Origin of the sequence: Emcibacter sp. SYSU 3D8 (assembly GCF_039655875.1) — a bacterium.
GTDB lineage: Bacteria > Pseudomonadota > Alphaproteobacteria > SMXS01 > SMXS01 > RI-34.
Genome location: NZ_JBBYXK010000004.1, coordinates 315,048 through 331,520 on the forward strand (window position 1 = coordinate 315,048; position 16,473 = coordinate 331,520).

Consider the following 16,473-nt stretch of genomic DNA (forward strand, 5'->3'; position numbering starts at 1 on the left):
GACGTGAGTCCCGCAATTTACGGTGTCAGGTGGGGTGAAATGCCGGGCGCTCATGCCTCACTATGGCAAAGCTCGCGCAGGAATTCTTCCGCCTTGTCGCGGCCGTCGGGGTTGCCGATATGCAGCCACCAGCCGTCGTGCTCGATGCCGAACAGGCGGCCCTCTTCCCGGGCCCTGTCCCAGACGATATTGGTCGAGAACGGTCCCACCGGCGGCTCGCGGAACAGGCGCGGCGAAACGATCTGGACGCCGCCGTAGATCCAGGGCGATTCCGGCGCCGGTGCGCGCCGGCGAAGCTGTCCGTCCGCGGCCATGAAGAAGTCGCCGGCCCCGTCGAAGCCGATGGCGCGGGTCTTGGGTGCAAGCAGCAGCAGCGCATCCATGCGCGCCGGATCCCAGGCGGCGGCCATGCGCCGCAATGTGTCCTCGTGTCCGTCGGTCCAGACCACGTCGGCGTTGATCACATAGAACGGCGCATCGCCCAGCAACGGCAGCGCCTTCACCACGCCGCCGCCGGTCTCGAGCAGCCGATCAGTCTCGTCGGACAGGGTAATGCGCGGCATGGCCGCGCGCTGGGCCAGATGGTCGATCACCTGCCCACCCAGATAATGATGGTTCACCACCGCCTCGGGCACTTCAGCCTGGGCGAGGGCATCGAGCGCCCAGTCGAGCAGGGTCTTGCCGCCCACCTCGACCAGCGCCTTGGGTTTGTCATCGGTCAGCGGCCGCATGCGCAGGCCGAGGCCTGCAGCCATCACCATGGCCCGTTGCGGCACCGGCATTATGCCGCCTCTCCCGGCAGCGCCAGCCGGCGCTGGTCGGCGGCGCAATAGGCGTCGAACCACAGTTTCATGTCGTCCAGTTCCGGATGCTCCAGGCCGCGCTCGAGCAGGGTCCAGAGATTCGGAATCATCGCCGGATAGCGCGGCTTGCCGTCGCGCTTCCACAGCCGGGTGAAGATGCCGATGATCTTGGTGTTGCGCTGGGCGCCCAGCACCCAGTAGGCGGTCATGAATGCCTCCCGGTCCACTTCGGGCCGGGCTGCCAGATAGCGATCCAGCATGGCCTCTTCCAGCGCATGCGGCACGTTGCGGCGGCAATCCTGCAACAGCGAGACCAGGTCGTAGGCGGCCGGGCCGATCCTGCCGTCCTGGAAGTCCAGCAGGCCAACGGCGCCGGCGCCATGGCGGCCGGGCAGCGCCATCAGGTTGTCGGCGTGATAATCCAGCAGCACCAGCGTCTCGGCGCCCGAGCGCACCAGCGGAAACACCGACCGCCACAGCGCCTCGAATTCCGCGCCGGCGTCGGGCGGCGTCGGTTGGCCGGTCCGGGTGGGCAGGTACCAGTCCGTGAACAGCAGCACCTCGCGGGTCAGTGCGTCGTCGTCATATAGCGGCAACTCGAAGGGTGCCGCGCCCCGTACCGGCAGATATTGCGGCGGTGCGATGCGGTGCAGATCGACCAGCACGTCGACGGCGCTTTCGTACAGCGCCCGCTCCAGCCCGGAATCGCGGGCAATCATCCGGGTGAAGGTGTCGTCGCCAAGATCCTCCAGCAAAAGGAAGCCTTCGGCGATGTCGGCGGCGATCAGGCGCGGCGCGCTGAAGCCGCTCTCGACCAGGTATTCGCCGATGGCCATGAAGGGGCGCACGTCCTCCTTGTCGGGCGGCGCGTCCATCAGCACTGCCGGCGGCTCGCCGTCTACCCGGAAGTAGCGGCGGAACGAGGCATCGGCCGCCAGCGGCCGCCACGGCGCGCCCGGTTTCCAGACTCTTCCCAGGAACGCGTCGATCTCGGCTTCACGGCTCAAACTGGCAACTCTCCGATCTGCAGCAGGCGTCCGGTCCATGACGGGCCGCCGGACAGGGTCATGCTGCGCCGATCCTCCACCAATCCCAGCCCGATGGAAAGCCTGTCGGCCGGTAATTCGTCGCCCATGCGCGCCGGCCACTCGATCAGGGTCACGCCGGTATCGAACGCTTCGTCCATGCCCAGCTCCTCGATCTCGTCCGGATGCTCGATCCGGTAGAGGTCGAAATGCCAGACCGCGTCGAAGTCCCGGCCTTCGACCGCATAGGTCTGCACCAGCGTGAAGGTGGGGCTCGGCACCTCGTCCTCGACGCCCAGCGCCTGGATCAGGAACCGCGCGAACGCGGTCTTGCCTGCGCCCAGGTCGCCCTCGAGCGCGATGACGTCGCCGGTCCGGAGCAATGGCGCGAGGCTGCGCGCGATCCGGGCGGTGGTGTCTATGTCGGGGAGGTCAAGGCGGATCATGGTGCCGCAGGTTTCCAATAAACCCAATGCCGTCATTCCCGCGCACGCGGGGATGACGAGGTTATTGAGGATGGAACCCAAAATGACAACCCCCGCCGTGAGGCGGGGGCTTCTGTTCCGGGATGCCGGAAAACTCAGTAGCGGTATTGGTCGGCCTTGTACGGCCCGTTGGGCGTGACGCCGATATACGACGCCTGCTCGGGCTTCAGTTCGGTCAGTTTGACGTTGAGGCGCGCCAGATGCAGGCGGGCGACCTTTTCGTCCAGGTGCTTGGGCAGCACATAGACCTTCTTCTCGTAGTTTTCGTGGTTCTGCCACAGCTCGATCTGGGCGATCACCTGATTGGTGAACGAGGTGCTCATGACGAAGCTGGGATGGCCGGTGCCGCAGCCCAGATTGACCAGCCGGCCCTTGGCCAGCAGGATGATGCGCTTGCCGTCGGGGAACTCGATCTCGTCCACCTGCGGCTTCACTTCCTGCCACGAATAATTGTGCAGCCGCGCGACCTGGATCTCGCTGTCGAAATGGCCGATGTTGCACACGATCGCCCGGTCCTTCATGGCATGCATGTGGTCGAGCGTGATGATGTCGATGTTGCCGGTGGCGGTGACGAAGATGTCGCCATACGCAGCGGCTTCGTCCATGGTCACGACCTGATAGCCTTCCATGGCCGCCTGCAGCGCGCAGATCGGGTCGATCTCGGTGATCAGTACACGGGCGCCCTGGCCGCGCAGGCTGGCGGCGCAGCCCTTGCCCACGTCGCCGTAACCGGCGACCACGGCGACCTTGCCGGCCAGCATCACGTCGGTGGCGCGCTTGATGCCGTCGATCAGGCTCTCGCGGCAGCCATACAGGTTGTCGAACTTGGACTTGGTGACGGAATCGTTGACGTTGATGCACGGCACCGGCAGCCCGCCCTGCTTCTCAAGCTGGTACAGCCGCAGCACGCCCGTCGTGGTTTCTTCCGAGATGCCGCGCACTTCCCCCATCAGCTCGGGATATTTGTTGATCATCATGGCGGTCAGGTCGCCGCCGTCATCGAGGATCATGTTCGGGCGCCAGCCATCCGGACCCAGGATGGTCTGTTCGATGCACCAGTCGAATTCAGGCTCGGTCAGGCCCTTCCACGCGAACACCGGTACGCCGGCGGCGGCGATGGCCGCGGCAGCCTGGTCCTGGGTCGAGAAGATGTTGCACGAGCTCCAGCGAATCTCGGCGCCCAGCGCCGTCAGCGTCTCGATCAGCACGGCGGTCTGGATGGTCATGTGCAGGCAGCCGGCGATCCGCGCACCCGCCAGCGGCTGGCTGGCGCCATATTCGTCGCGCAGCGCCATCAGGCCCGGCATTTCGGTCTCGGCAATGGTGATTTCGCGGCGGCCCCAGGGCGCCAGCGACATATCGGCGACTTTGAAATCGGAAAACGCGTTCATCGGTATCCTGCCATCATAACACGGGGAGTGGACCAGACGAGGCCCGGCGCGGCGGCAAGTATAAAGATATCTTTATATATTTCTATCTTAATTTCGAGGGCGCGATCAATCCTCGTCAAACTTGTCTTCTACCAACGTTGCCAACGCGTTAACGACTTCCTGCGCCTGCGGGCCGCTGGCCTCGATACAGATGTGGGAGCCGGGGCCGGCGGCCAGCATCATCAATCCCATGATCGAGGTGCCGACAACCTTCTCGCCGTCATTGGGGCCGGTCACGTGGACAATTGCGTCGAACTGGGAGGCCACATTGACGAACTTCGCCGACGCGCGGGCGTGCAGCCCGCGTCGGTTGGTGATCGTTACAGTCCTGTGAGGCGCTTCCCCCGGCACTCAGTCCTTACCCGTCAGCAGCTTGGACGCGACGTTGATGTATTTTCGCCCGGATTCCTGGGCGAACGCAACCGCGTCCTCAAGCGTGCTGGAATTGCGGACGCTGGCAAGCTTGATCAGCATGGGCAGGTTGATGCCGGCGATAACCTCGACCTTGGCCTTGTCCATGATCGAGATGGCAAGGTTGGACGGCGTACCGCCGAACATGTCGGTGAGCAGGACGACGCCCTGGCCCGAATCCGCCGCGGCGACCGCATCCAGTATGTCCTTGCGGCGGCGCTCCATGTCGTCGTCGGGTCCGATGGAGATCGCCTCGACCTGCTGCTGCGGTCCCACCACATGCTCCATGGCGGCGACGAATTCCTCGGCCAGACGGCCATGGGTAACGAGAACCAACCCGATCATTTAATCGCTATCCTGACGACGAGACGGCGACGATCCCGAGAACTCCACGTCGGCATCGCGGTGCACGGTGGTAACGCCGAAGCCCTTGTCACGCAATAGGCTGCTGAGGCATTCGGCAATGAAGACGGAACGGTGCCGGCCGCCGGTGCAGCCGAAGGCTATGGTCAGGTAGGCTTTTCCTTCGCGTGCATAGCTGGGCAGCAGGCCCAGGATCAGGTCGCTCATGCGGGTGAAGAAGCCCTCGAATTCGGCGTCCTGGCGGATATAGTCCGCGACTCCGGCGTCGCGGCCGGACAGGGGTCTCAGTTCGGGTACATAGTGCGGATTACGCAGGAAGCGGACGTCCAGCACCGTATCGGCGTCGCGCGGCAGCCCGCGTGGAAACGAGAACGAGGTCACGGTGATGGCGATTCCGTGGGGCGTTTCCAGATCGAACTGCTTGCGGATTATCCGGCGCAGGTCGTGGCTGCTCAGGTCCGACGTGTCGACCAGCACGTCGGCGAATTGCCGGACCGGCGCCAGCATGGCGCGTTCCTGGTCGATGCCTTCCTGGACGGGCTGGTCCATGGCCATGGGATGCCGCCGTCTCGTCTCGGTGAAGCGGCTGTTCAGCACCCGGTCGCTGGCGTCGAGAAAGATCAGCGTGGCCTCGAGATCATCGCGGGCGCGCAATGTCGCCATCAGGCGCTCGAGCCGCTCGGCGGAAAACAAGCGTGTCCGGCAATCGATGCCGACGGCCACGGCGCCGATGTCGGCGTCGGCCGGATCGTTGCCGGCGGGCTGAACAAGGTTAGGCACCAGCGAGAAGGGCACGTTGTCGACCGCCTCATAGCCCAGGTCTTCCAGCGCCTTGAGCGCAGAACTGCGGCCGGCGCCCGACAGGCCGGTCACCAAGACAATACGGGTCCGTGCCGGCTCGGCGCTCATGTCTCGGTATCTTGCGGCGCGTATTTTCTCGCCGCAAGCCTGACCTTGGCAGCCGCCGATACCTCGAACGGCGCCACCTGGATCCGCGGTACGGTCGCGCCGTCGATGATTGTGGCGTCGGGATCGGGCAGCCGCTCGATCTCGCCTTCGGTTATCAGGTCGACCACCATGGCGATCACTGCCCTTGGTTTCACCGGCATGGGCAGGATGCCGACGCCGCGGACCTCCAGCATGCCCTTGATGCTCTGCGGCGCGGTGGCGATCAGCCGGTCGCCGCGAAGCGTCACCACCGTGTAATCGTCGGCGACAAGCTGCGCGCCGGAATCGATCAGCCGCAACGCCAGGTCGGACTTGCCCGAACCGGACGGGCCGCGCAACAGCACGCCGAGGCCGTCGATATCGACACAGGTCGCGTGAATCGTGCTCATGATATCTCTGTCGAGGATCGGTCGGACGGCTTGGGCGCCTTCTGCGGCGGGCCGACGGCGGGCAGAGTGATGGTGAACCGCGCGCCCAGCGGCGGCCCGACCTCGCCTTCGGGGCCATAGCGGTTCTCGGCACGGATTGCGCCGTCATGCACGGTGATGATCTGGCGCGAAATGTTGAGACCCAGGCCCGAATGGCTGCCGAAGCCTTCCTCCTCCGGACGTTCGGAATAGAACCGCTCGAAGATTTCGTCGAGCCGTTCGTCGGGAATGCCAGGCCCTTCGTCGTCGACCGAGATGAACACGGTGTCACGGTTCCGGCGCACGCTGATGGTAATCACGCCGCCGGGCGGACTGAACGATATGGCATTGTCGATAAGGTTGCGCATTACCTGTCCAAGGTGGCTCTCAATTCCATATACCACCAGATTGTAGCCTTCCACATCCAGCACGATACGCGGACGCCTTTTGCTCGTGCCCGCGATGACCTTGTCGTCGTGGGCCGCAAAGACGCCGATGATCTCGCGCATCATCGACGGCACATCGATTTCCTGCATGTCGGCGCGCAGCAGTTCGGCGTCGAGCCGCGAGGCGTTGGAAATATCGCTGATCAGTCTGGTGAGCCGGTCGATGTCATGCTTGATGATCGTCATCAGCTTGGCTTTGTGGTCAGGATTCTGCGTCCGCTCCATGGTCTCGACGGCGCTGCGCAGTGACGTCAGCGGATTCTTGACCTCGTGGGCGACGTCCGCCGCGAAGCCCTCGATCGTGTCGATACGGTGATAGAGCGCCAGCGTCATGTCGCGCAGCGCACGTGACAGGTCGCCCACCTCGTCATGGCGCCGCGAGAAGTCGGGCACGATGGCCTGCCTGCCGCGGCCCTGGCGCACCGTATGGGCAAATGCCGCCAGCCGCTGCACCGGCCGGGCGATCGTCCCGGCCAGCAGGATCGACAGCAGCATGGTGACGGACAGCGCAACCAGGAATATCTCGAGGATGGCAAGCCGCTCCTGGCGTACGACCTCCTCGATCTCGGTGGTTTCGACCGACACCAGCAGGGCGCCGAGCACATGGCGGAAATGCGCGACGGGCACCGCGACCGACAGCACCAGCGACCGATCCGGTTTGGTGCGGACCATCTCGTCGAACTCGCCGGTCAGCGCCTTCAGCACCTCCGGATAGTCGGCGGCAGTTTGATCGTAGCGCTCTTCATAAAGCGGATATTGCGGGTCGGACGACAGGGTGCGGATCGAGAAGGCGCGAAACTTCGCCCACAGCGCCTGCAGCATGCTGACCTGTTCGCGCTGGCCCGGCGGTGGCAGCGGAATGGTGACCACCGAGGTCGACGGGTTGAGCTTGCGGGTGTCGAGGGCGAGCGTGCCGTCGGTCTCGAACAGCCGGACCCGGTCCGAGCGGTCGGCCGAAAGGCGGCGCAGCAAGGCGGCCGCGCGTTCCTTTTTCAGTTCCCCGGTTTCGGTTTCGCTCTCGACGGTTTCTGCGAGCGCGCCGGCCAGCATCTCGGCCTGGCTGCGCATTGCCGTCAATCGGGTCTCGATCAGGCCGGTGCGGTACTGGTTGACATAGAGAATGCCGCCGACAAGGACGGCAAGGCCGATGACGTTGAGGATCAGGATGCGGCCGGTGAGTCCGGAGAAGGGCAGGCGGTAATAGGCCGACGCGGGATCAGAGGGGCGGTTGTCCCGCCCCCCGAAAAATTTGCGGACATTCACCGCGCGGCTCCGCGACACCCCGGCTCAGATCTTCTCCTCGGCGTAGCGATAGCCGATGCCGTACAGCGTCTCGATGCCGGAGAAGTTGTCATCGACCTCGCGGAACTTCTTGCGCAGACGCTTGATGTGGCTGTCGATGGTGCGATCGTCCACATAGACCTGATCGTCATAGGCGGCGTCCATCAATTGGTCGCGCGTCTTGACATGGCCTGGACGCGTCGCCAGAGCCTGCAGGATCAGGAACTCGGTAACCGTGAGGGTAACCGCTTGCTCGTCCCAGGTGCAGCTGTGGCGGCCCGGGTCCATCACGAGTTTCCCGCGCACCATCACCTTGTCACTGGCCGGGGACGCGGCACGCCCTTCGGCGCGGCGCAGGATGGCGCGGATGCGCTCGATCAGCAGCCGCTGCGAGAACGGCTTGCGGATATAATCGTCGGCGCCCAGCTTGAGGCCCAGCACCTCGTCGATCTCCTCGTCCTTCGACGTCAGGAAGATCACCGGCATGTCGGTTACCCGGCGCAGCTTCTGCAGCAGTTCCATGCCGTCCATGCGCGGCATCTTGACGTCCAGCACCGCCAGGTCGGCGGGCTGGGCGGTCAGCGCGGCCAGGGCCGATGTCCCATCCGAATAGGTACGCACCGCCAAACCCTCGGCCTCCAGCGCCATGCCGACGGATGTGAGGATGTTGCGGTCGTCGTCTACCAGTGCGATTGTCGCCATTGCTATTCCCCAGTTCGAACGGCGGCTCGAACAGCCCAGTTGCCGGATGTGTTGAATCTTGACGTTATGCGCGAATTTGCAACCTTCGCAATCAATCGTGACCACATAAGGGCAGTACCCCGCTGATGCTGACGGAACCGGCTACCTCTAACGCGGCTGAAGCGGCAAGGTTCCTGATCCGTCGCACAGGCCGCGGCGCGCTGGGAACGCTCATGGAAGACGGCACGCCCTATGTGTCCCTTGTCGAGTTCGTCTGCGATGGAGGCGGCGCCCCGGTGACGCTGATCTCCGACCTTGCCCAGCATACCATGAACCTGCGCCGGGCACCCTCGGCAAGTCTGCTGGTCGACGGCTCGGGCGGCACGCTCGACGGGCCGCGCGTGACGCTCGTCGGCACGATGCGGCCGATCGAAGCCGCAGCGCTGGCTGACCGCTTCGTTGCGCAGCACAGCAGCGCCGCGACCTATGCCGGTTTCGCCGATTTCGGCCTGTGGCGGCTCGCGGTCGAGAAGGCTCATCTGGTCTCGGGATTCGGCCGAATCGCATGGATCGACGGGGCGGCGCTGTTGCTGCCAGACGCGGCGTGGACGGCACTCGCGGAAGCCGAATCGGGCATCGTTTCGCACATGAACGAGGATCATGCCGACGCCATCTCGCTTTATGCGACGGTGCTGAAAGGTGCGTCGCCGGGAGACTGGCGGATGACCGGCATCGATCCGGAAGGCTTTGATATCGCCGACGGAACCCGGCGGCTGCGTCTCACTTTCGACACGTTCGTTGGGTCTAGTCAGGAGGCGAGGACGGCGCTGGTCGATCTGGTCAAGCGCGCGCGTGTTGCGTCCACCTCATGAGGGCTTTGTAGGCGCGTGTCACAATACGGTAAATTCTGTCGTTGCCAGTCAAACATGTCTGTGGCTATACCCAAGCGCGAATTGGGGCGGACCTTTGAAAGCGGCGTTCGACGCATCCACCACTCGTCATGACAGTACTGGGAGATAGGCCGTGGGCACCACGAACCCCCGTGTCGGTAACTTCGGTTTGGACAAGCACGGCATCAGGCCCCAGCGCCCGGTGAACTGGAATTTGGACTCGGCGATCCTGTTCGAGGAAGCGGTCCAACGCGGTGAAGGCAAAGTTTCGGCCGGCGGCGCGCTCGTCGTCGAGACCGGTCAGCACACCGGCCGCTCCGCCAAGGACAAGTACATCGTCCGCGAGCCTGGCTCGGAAGCCAATATCTGGTGGGCCAACAACGCCGAGATGTCCCCCGCCGCCTTTGCCCTGCTCGAGAAGGATATCACCGAGTATCTGGGCAACCAGGAACTGTTCGTCGCCGACCTCTATGCCGGCGCCGATCCGGCCTACCGGCTGAAGGTTCGCGTGGTGAACGAGCGTGCCTGGCACAATCTGTTCCTGCGCCACCTGCTGATCGAGCCGAAGACCGAAGACCTTGCCGGCTTCGCGCCCGGCTTCACCATCCTGCACGCCCCCGAGTTCAAGGCGGACCCGGCCCGTCACGGAACCCGCTCCGAGACCGCGATCGCGCTCGACTTCACCCGCGGCGTGGTGCTGATCTGCGGCACCTCCTATGCCGGCGAGATGAAGAAGTCGGTGTTCTCGATCCTCAACTACATCCTGCCCGGCAAGGACGTCATGTCCATGCATTGCTCGGCCAATGTGGGCGAGGCGGGCGACGCGGCGGTCTTCTTCGGTCTGTCGGGCACCGGCAAGACCACCCTGTCGGCCGATCCCAAGCGCACCCTGATCGGCGATGACGAACACGGCTGGAGCAACAGTTCGCTGTTCAACATCGAGGGCGGCTGCTACGCCAAGATGATCCGACTGTCGGCCGAGGCCGAGCCCGAGATCTACGCCACCACCCGCCGTTTCGGCACGGTGCTGGAGAACGTGGTGATGGACCCGGCGACCCGCGAGCTGGACCTGGACGACGACACGCTGGCCGAGAACAGCCGCGGCGCCTATCCGCTGTCCTATATTCCGAACGCCTCGGATACCGGCGTCGCCGGCCACCCGAAGAATATCATCATGCTGACCTGCGACGCGTTCGGCGTCATGCCGCCGATCGCCAAGCTGTCGCCCGAGCAGGCCATGTACCATTTCCTGTCGGGCTACACGGCCAAGGTCGCCGGTACCGAGAAGGGCCTGGGCAACGAGCCGCAGGCGACGTTTTCGACATGCTTCGGCGCACCGTTCATGCCGCGCCACCCGTCGGTCTACGGCAACCTGCTGAAGGACAAGATCGCCAACCACCAGGTCGATTGCTGGCTGGTCAACACCGGCTGGACCGGCGGCGAGTTCGGCACCGGCAACCGCATGCCTATCAAGGTTACCCGCGCCCTGCTGAACGCCGCGCTGGACGGCTCGCTGAAGAATGCGGCCATGGTCGTCGATCCGAATTTCGGCTTCGAGGTGCCGGTCGCCTGCGCCGGCGTGCCGGACGATATCCTCAGCCCGCGCGCCACCTGGGCGGACAAGGCGGCCTACGACGCCAAGGCGCGTCACCTGGTCGACCTGTTCATCCAGAACTTCGCCAAGTTCGAGGACTATGTGGATGAGAAGATCCGGGCGGCGGCGCCAAAGGCGGCCTGACCTCCAATTCATGACCGGTCGATGGAACGGCGGGCCCAGGCCCGCCGTTTCCTTTGGCGTCGACGAGACGCTGTCCCTATAAGAGGCCCCATGAGGTCAGAGTTGAAACGCAGGACATTGCTGACGGCGGTGGCGGCCATTCCGATGCTTGGGCTGCTTCCTCGCCTGGCGCGCGCCGATGGGTACGAGCCGCCCATGACCTTCCTGCCGTCGCAGATTCTGCCACCTGAACTGCAGAAGGGCGAGGCGTTCGAGGTCATCGGCGAGGTTACCGCGCAGGGCTTCTCGAACCGCTACATGTTGTCGACCATCTATGGCGGTTACGACGTCGTGACCCAGGACCTGCTGGAAAAGTACATTGCCGAGACCCGCGCCATCGCCCAGTTGCGCAAGATCAGAAGCACCAAGGCCTTCGCGTCGGGTTTCGCGTCGGCGGCCAAGAGCCCCTACAAGGGCGTCAAGGCGCTGATCGAGGCGCCGGTCGAGACGGTCAAGGGCGTGCCCGTGGCGCTGTGGAAGTTCGGCAAGCGGGTGGGCGAGATGGCGTCCGGCAGCCGGGGCGACAAGGAAGACAGTTATCCGGCCGAATTGCTGGGCTATTCGGCGCTGAAGCGCAAGGTGGCCTACAAGCTGGGCATCGACGTCTATTCGGCCAATGTCACGCTGCAGAAGGAGATCAACGACGTCTCCTATGCCAGCTTCGCCGGCGGGCTCGCGTTCAAGGGAGCAATGATTCCGGTCTCGCTGCCGGCCGCCGCCGGCAAGGCTCTCAGCGCCGTCCAGTACACCCGGCAGGCGAACCAGATCCTGCGCGACATGACGCCCGAGGATTTGCGCATGCGCAACCGCCAGGCGCTCACGGATATGTGGGCGGAAGACCGGGAAATCGCCGCTTTCATGGACAACGACTATTTCACGCCGCGACACGAGACGATCATCACCATGGCGCTCGAGAGCATGTCGGGCGTGATGAACCGGCAGGCGGTGATCCGCCGCGCGGGACAGGTGGATTCAGACCTGGCCGCGCTGCTGATGCAGCGGTCGGTCGAGATGATGCGGACCTATCATGCGACGGTGCGCCCGATCGTTCGGTTCGAGGAGATCGACGCCAATTTGGCCATGGTCACCGCGGATGGCGGTCTCGCCATGGCAATGCCGGCGGACCGCATCCACTGGACCGAATGGTTCGCCACGACCACGGCCGCGCTGGCCGCATACCGGGCGCCGCAGATCCAATGGCGGGGCGTGGTGGTCGCCGGCCAGTTGTCCGACCGCGCCAGGACCGGAGCCGAGACGCAGGGCCTGCTGATCGAATCGAATGCCCGCGCCACCCTGTTGCCTGCCGAGGAGTGGGAAGCGCCCGAGCCCCTGGAGGTCGATGACGAGACGCCGTCCGCGCCGGTCGACGATCCGCCGGCTCAGGCCGCGCCGCCGCGAACATCGCCGGAGTCGCCGGCGGATTCCGGGCCGGCGTGGCAGGACGTGCCCGAACCCGGTGGGCCAATTTGAGCTTGCCGCGCACCGCTGCCATCACGACTTCATGGTAGAATCGACAGCCTGTGAGTCGGGATTAGAATGACGCGATCGAAAAGTTGGGGTTTTCCGCGCTGGGGCGGATACGGCAATACGGGGCAGGACGCCGTGTCCGTCCGCATGTGCGACTGGGACGGCTGCAACGAAGCCGGCGATTGTCCCGCGCCCAAATTCCGCGATTCCAGTGACAGGTTCTGGTTCTGCCAGGAACATGCCGGCGCCTACAACCGCAACTGGAACTACTTCAAGGGCCTGACCCAGGAAGAAGCCGAGCGCGCCGTGCGCGAGGAGATGAAAAAGTCCCGCGGCTTCCGTGACGCCGGCACCTGGCGCGACACCTCCAGCGGCGTGACCAAGGAAGAGCGCGAGCGCAACGCCGCGCTTGACGTGCTCGGCCTCGACGGCGCCGCCGACGCCGCCGAGATCAAGGCCGCCTTCCGCGATCTGGCCAAGAAGCACCACCCCGACGCCAATCTCGGCGACGACGAGGCAGCAGAGCGCTTCAAGAGCGTGATCGCGGCCTATGAAATCCTGAAGGTCTGAACCCTCAGTTCGGCTCGTGGCCGACCTTCGAGATCAGCTTGCCGAAGTTCTCGCCGCGGAACAGTCCAACCAGCGCCTTCGGCATGTTCTCGATGCCTTCGACGATGGTCTCGCGGTACTTGATCTTGCCTTCGGCCAGCCAGCCGGCCATGTCGGCGGTGAAGTCCGGCATCATGTCGAAATGGTCCGAGACGATGAAGCCCTGCATCCGCACCTTGTGATTGACGATGCGGAAGATGCGTTTGAGGCCCGGGCCCGGCTCGCTGTATTCCGAAATGGTGCCGCACATGATGATGCGGCCGTGATGGTTGATGTGATCGAGCACTGCCTGCAGGGTCGCGCCGCCCACATTCTCGAAGTCGATGTCGATGCCTTCCGGGCAATGCTCGGCGATGGCCGCATCCATCGACGCCACCGTCCGGTGGTTGAACGCCGCGTCCAGCCCCAGCTCGTCCTTCAGCCACGCCACCTTGTCGTCGGTGCCGGCCGAGCCGACCACGCGGCAGCCCATGATCTTGCCCATTTGCGCGGCGATCGAGCCCACCGCGCCTGACGCCGCCGATACATACAGCGTCTCGCCCGGCTTCGGCTCGCCGATCATCTTCATGCCCACATAGGCGGTCAGCGATGCGCCGCCGAGCACGCCAAGATAATCCTTCCACGGCGCCACGCCCGGCTCGATCTTGCGCATGAAACCGCCGACATCGGTCGCCTGATACTCGGCCCATTGCAGCATGCCCATCACCACGTCGCCGGCCTTGTAGTCCGGGTGGCGCGACTCGACGACCACGCCCATGCCGCCGCCATCCATGATCTGGCCGATCTCGAATGCTGGCACATAGCTATCCATCTCGGTCATGCGCGGCCGCATATACGGGTCGAGCGAGTGATAGAAGTTGCGCAGCAATATCTGGCCCTCGCCCGGCACCGGCATTGGCGCGGTCTCGAAGGCGAAGCTGCTCTCGTCGACAAAGCCTTCCGGCCGCTTGATGAAGCGCACGACTTTATTTTCAGACATGTGGCATCCCCGTTCAGTGTTCTGAATCATTGATGCCATTTTTTAGCCCATGCGCGCCGTGCGCGATAGGGCCGCGCGGCTTGAGCCGGTTGCCGCTCTGTCAGGCTAGGACAGCATGAAATTGACGTTGGCGGCGGCGATGGGCCTGGCCGGATCGTCCTGCCAGGCTTCGGCGCGGACATTGGCGACCCGGCGGCCGATGCGGGTGGCCTGGGCGCGGGCATAGGTGTCCCGTGCCGCGCCCGAGCGCATGTAGTCGATGGTGATGGTGATGGTCTTGGGCATCGCCTCGGTCTCGATCTCGTGGGCGATCTGGAACAGGGCTGCCAACTCCAGCAGCGCCGCGATGGTGCCGCCATGCAGCGCCGGCAGCGCCGTATTGCCGATCAACGCGTCGGCATAGGTCATGGTGGTGATGATGCGGCCGTCCTCTACCGCCGCGCCGATGCCGAGGAACCTGGCATAGGGCACGGCATCCTGCAGGCCGGAAAAGTCGTTGGCGTCGCGCATCAGCCGGAAGGTATCGAGAAAGGCCATCAGGCGTCCTTCGCCTGGGCCAGCTCGCCCCGGCCGGTGAACATGAAGGTGGCCGTGGCGTTGGCGATGGGTTTCGCGGGATCGTCCTGGTAGGCGAAGCCGCGTACGAAGGCGATCTGGCGTGTCACCCTGTAGCACTCGGCGAAGGCCAGCACGTCGCGGTCCGGCTCGGCCGGCCGCATGTAGTCGATGCGCAGGTCCAGGGTGGCGAAGGCCGCCGGCTTGGCGGTCCGTGCCACCACCGCCGAGCCGCAGACATTGTCCAGGGTGGCCGAGATGGCGCCGCCCGCCAGCACGCCCGTATCCGGGTTGCCGATCAGCGCCCGGTTATAGGGCAGGCGGACCGTCACCTTGCCGGGTGCGAACTCGACCAGTTCCAGGCCCAGCGCATGCATATGCGGAATGCGGTCCAGAAATTTCTGGCTCTGGATCATGCGCTGGAATCGGTCGTCGTCGGTCATGGGCGCGGATTATGCATCGGTTGCCCGGGGCGGCAAGCGCAATCCCCGGGGGACGAGCCTGCGTTCGAGCAACTCGAACAGGCCCTGCGTCGCCAGCGCCAGCAGTGCGGCGGGCACCGCGCCCTCCAGGATCATGCCGGTGTCGGCGAGTCGAATGCCGGTCAGGATCGGCTGGCCATAGCCGCCGGCGCCGATCAGCGCGCCCAGGGTTGCGGTGCCCACATTGATCACCGCCGCGATCTTGATTCCGGCCATGATCGACCGGGTCGCCAGCGGCAGCTCGATGCGTCGCAGGATCACCCCCCTGGGCAGGCCCAGCGCCTCGGCCGACTCCCGCAGCGACGCAGGGATCCCGTGCAGGCCCGCATGGGTGTTCCGGACGATCGGCAGCAGGCTGTAGAGGAACAGGGCGATCAGCGCCGGCGGCCCGCCGATGCCGACCAACGGGATCATGAACACGAACAGCGCCAGCGACGGGATGGTCTGGGCAACACCTGCCACGGCCAGAATGACCTGTCCGGCGCGCGGGCGCCGATAGGCCAGAATACCCAGCGGCACCGCCACCAGGATGGCGGCGCCCAGCGAGAGCCCCACCAGGGTCAGATGCGCGCCGGTGGTCCGTACGAGACGGCGCCAGAAGCCGGCAGCGTCGGGCGAGGGGGGCGCGCCCGGCTGGAGAAAGGCGGCGGCGACCGATCGCTCGGTCTTGCCGCGCAGCGTGACGTCGGCGTTCATGGACTGCATCCGAGCCACGTCGATCCGTCCCTCAAGCTGCCTGAGTGCGGCGATGGCGCCAGCCGGCAGGTCCAGCCGGTAGAGGACGACGGCCTGGTACTCGGGAAACACCGCCAGGTCGTCGCGCAGTACTGTCAGCCCGTAGGCGGGGATATTGGCGTCGGTGGTGTAAACGTCGGTGGCGTGGATGGCATCCGAGCCCAGTGCCCGGTAGGCCAGTTCGTGCTCCATGCCGCGCACATCGGACTGCGGCAGGCGGTAACGGCCGCGCAGCAGCGGCCAGCCATCCTTCCTGTCGAGGAACTCGTTGCTGAACACCAGCTTCAGGCCGGGATGCGCGCGCAGGTCGGAGAGCGCCGCGATGCCCAGCGACTGGGCGCGGTCGGCGCGCATGGCGATGGCATAGGTGTTCTCGAAACCCAGCGAACCGGTCATGCCGATGCCGTCTTCGCGCAAAGCGGCGCGCATGGCCTCGGCGGTGGATGCATCGCGTCCCGCGACGATTTCGCCCGAGATCGTGCCGGTGTAATCCACATAGGCGTCGATATCGCCGCCCTTCAGCGCTTCGTAGACGATGCGCGTGCCGCCCAGCCCTGTGCGGTGCGCGGCGTCGATCCCTGCATCCCGCAGGGCTCCGGTCAGGATCTCGCCCAAAATGACGCCTTCGGTGAATGCCTTGGAGCCCACGGTCACGGCCCAGGACTGGGCCGGCCAGACGAGCAGCATCAGCATCAGCAT

18 protein-coding genes are annotated in these 16,473 nt (G+C 65.2%); 4 read left to right on the top strand and 14 right to left on the bottom strand.

Translation table 11 applies throughout. The annotated features are described in order from the left end of the window. Positions 1 to 50: 50 nt before the first annotated feature. From WJU21_RS15470 to WJU21_RS15515, 10 genes are all read right to left on the bottom strand, one after another. The gene (locus WJU21_RS15470) at positions 51 to 782 is read right to left on the bottom strand and encodes a nucleotidyltransferase family protein (RefSeq protein ID WP_346324351.1); all 732 of its coding nucleotides are present in this window, start codon (positions 780 to 782) and stop codon (positions 51 to 53) included. Then, positions 782 to 1,810: a phosphotransferase gene (locus tag WJU21_RS15475; protein ID WP_346324352.1), complete on the bottom strand. Its 1,029-nt coding sequence runs from the start codon at positions 1,808 to 1,810 to the stop codon at positions 782 to 784. Before WJU21_RS15475 ends, WJU21_RS15470 begins: the two co-directional genes overlap by 1 nt. Then, a complete protein-coding gene (tsaE, locus tag WJU21_RS15480) occupies positions 1,807 to 2,301 on the bottom strand; it encodes a tRNA (adenosine(37)-N6)-threonylcarbamoyltransferase complex ATPase subunit type 1 TsaE (RefSeq protein WP_346324353.1) in 495 nt (164 codons plus the stop codon). The genes WJU21_RS15475 and tsaE overlap by 4 nt, the downstream gene beginning before the upstream one ends. 107 nt (positions 2,302 to 2,408) lie before the next feature. Continuing rightward, positions 2,409 to 3,704 carry an adenosylhomocysteinase gene (ahcY, locus tag WJU21_RS15485; protein ID WP_346324354.1) on the bottom strand — a complete coding sequence of 432 codons (1,296 nt, stop codon included), beginning with the start codon at positions 3,702 to 3,704 and terminating at the stop codon, positions 2,409 to 2,411. A 105-nt stretch (positions 3,705 to 3,809) separates the two neighbouring features. Further along, positions 3,810 to 4,094, bottom strand: coding sequence for an HPr family phosphocarrier protein (locus WJU21_RS15490; protein ID WP_346324355.1), 285 nt, complete (start codon positions 4,092 to 4,094; stop codon positions 3,810 to 3,812). Beyond that, entirely contained in the window at positions 4,095 to 4,499 is a 405-nt protein-coding gene (locus WJU21_RS15495; RefSeq protein WP_346324356.1) for a PTS sugar transporter subunit IIA, read from the bottom strand. It lies immediately after the preceding gene. Further along, positions 4,500 to 5,426 (bottom strand): RNase adapter RapZ, encoded by a 927-nt coding sequence (gene rapZ, locus WJU21_RS15500; protein WP_346324357.1) that lies wholly within the window; start codon positions 5,424 to 5,426, stop codon positions 4,500 to 4,502. Beyond that, the gene (locus WJU21_RS15505; RefSeq protein ID WP_346324358.1) at positions 5,423 to 5,854 is read right to left on the bottom strand and encodes an HPr kinase/phosphatase C-terminal domain-containing protein; all 432 of its coding nucleotides are present in this window, start codon (positions 5,852 to 5,854) and stop codon (positions 5,423 to 5,425) included. Before WJU21_RS15505 ends, rapZ begins: the two co-directional genes overlap by 4 nt. Beyond that, on the bottom strand, positions 5,851 to 7,581 hold the full coding sequence (locus tag WJU21_RS15510) for a stimulus-sensing domain-containing protein (RefSeq protein WP_346324359.1): 1,731 nt from the start codon (positions 7,579 to 7,581) through the stop codon (positions 5,851 to 5,853). Before WJU21_RS15510 ends, WJU21_RS15505 begins: the two co-directional genes overlap by 4 nt. A 24-nt stretch (positions 7,582 to 7,605) precedes the next feature. Next, positions 7,606 to 8,301, bottom strand: a complete 696-nt coding sequence (locus WJU21_RS15515) for a response regulator transcription factor (protein WP_346324360.1) — start codon at positions 8,299 to 8,301, stop codon at positions 7,606 to 7,608. A gap of 125 nt (positions 8,302 to 8,426) precedes the next feature. On the opposite strand from WJU21_RS15515, the gene WJU21_RS15520 reads away from it, so the two are divergent. From WJU21_RS15520 to WJU21_RS15535, 4 genes are all read left to right on the top strand, one after another. Further along, entirely contained in the window at positions 8,427 to 9,152 is a 726-nt protein-coding gene (locus tag WJU21_RS15520; RefSeq protein WP_346324361.1) for a DUF2470 domain-containing protein, read from the top strand. A gap of 151 nt (positions 9,153 to 9,303) precedes the next feature. Beyond that, entirely contained in the window at positions 9,304 to 10,908 is a 1,605-nt protein-coding gene (locus WJU21_RS15525; RefSeq protein ID WP_346324362.1) for a phosphoenolpyruvate carboxykinase, read from the top strand. A gap of 90 nt (positions 10,909 to 10,998) precedes the next feature. Continuing rightward, positions 10,999 to 12,417: a hypothetical protein gene (locus WJU21_RS15530; protein ID WP_346324363.1), complete on the top strand. Its 1,419-nt coding sequence runs from the start codon at positions 10,999 to 11,001 to the stop codon at positions 12,415 to 12,417. Positions 12,418 to 12,483: 66 nt separating this feature from the next. Next, positions 12,484 to 12,984 (top strand): DnaJ domain-containing protein, encoded by a 501-nt coding sequence (locus WJU21_RS15535; RefSeq protein ID WP_346324364.1) that lies wholly within the window; start codon positions 12,484 to 12,486, stop codon positions 12,982 to 12,984. A 4-nt stretch (positions 12,985 to 12,988) separates the two neighbouring features. On the opposite strand, the gene WJU21_RS15540 is transcribed toward WJU21_RS15535, so the two are convergent. From WJU21_RS15540 to WJU21_RS15555, 4 genes are all read right to left on the bottom strand, one after another. Then, positions 12,989 to 14,002: an NADP-dependent oxidoreductase gene (locus WJU21_RS15540; protein WP_346324365.1), complete on the bottom strand. Its 1,014-nt coding sequence runs from the start codon at positions 14,000 to 14,002 to the stop codon at positions 12,989 to 12,991. A gap of 105 nt (positions 14,003 to 14,107) precedes the next feature. Next, positions 14,108 to 14,539, bottom strand: coding sequence for a PaaI family thioesterase (locus WJU21_RS15545; RefSeq protein WP_346324366.1), 432 nt, complete (start codon positions 14,537 to 14,539; stop codon positions 14,108 to 14,110). Beyond that, positions 14,539 to 15,000, bottom strand: coding sequence for a PaaI family thioesterase (locus WJU21_RS15550; RefSeq protein WP_346324367.1), 462 nt, complete (start codon positions 14,998 to 15,000; stop codon positions 14,539 to 14,541). The genes WJU21_RS15545 and WJU21_RS15550 overlap by 1 nt, the downstream gene beginning before the upstream one ends. A 9-nt stretch (positions 15,001 to 15,009) precedes the next feature. Next, positions 15,010 to 16,473 (bottom strand): glycine betaine ABC transporter substrate-binding protein, encoded by a 1,464-nt coding sequence (locus WJU21_RS15555; RefSeq protein ID WP_346324459.1) that lies wholly within the window; start codon positions 16,471 to 16,473, stop codon positions 15,010 to 15,012.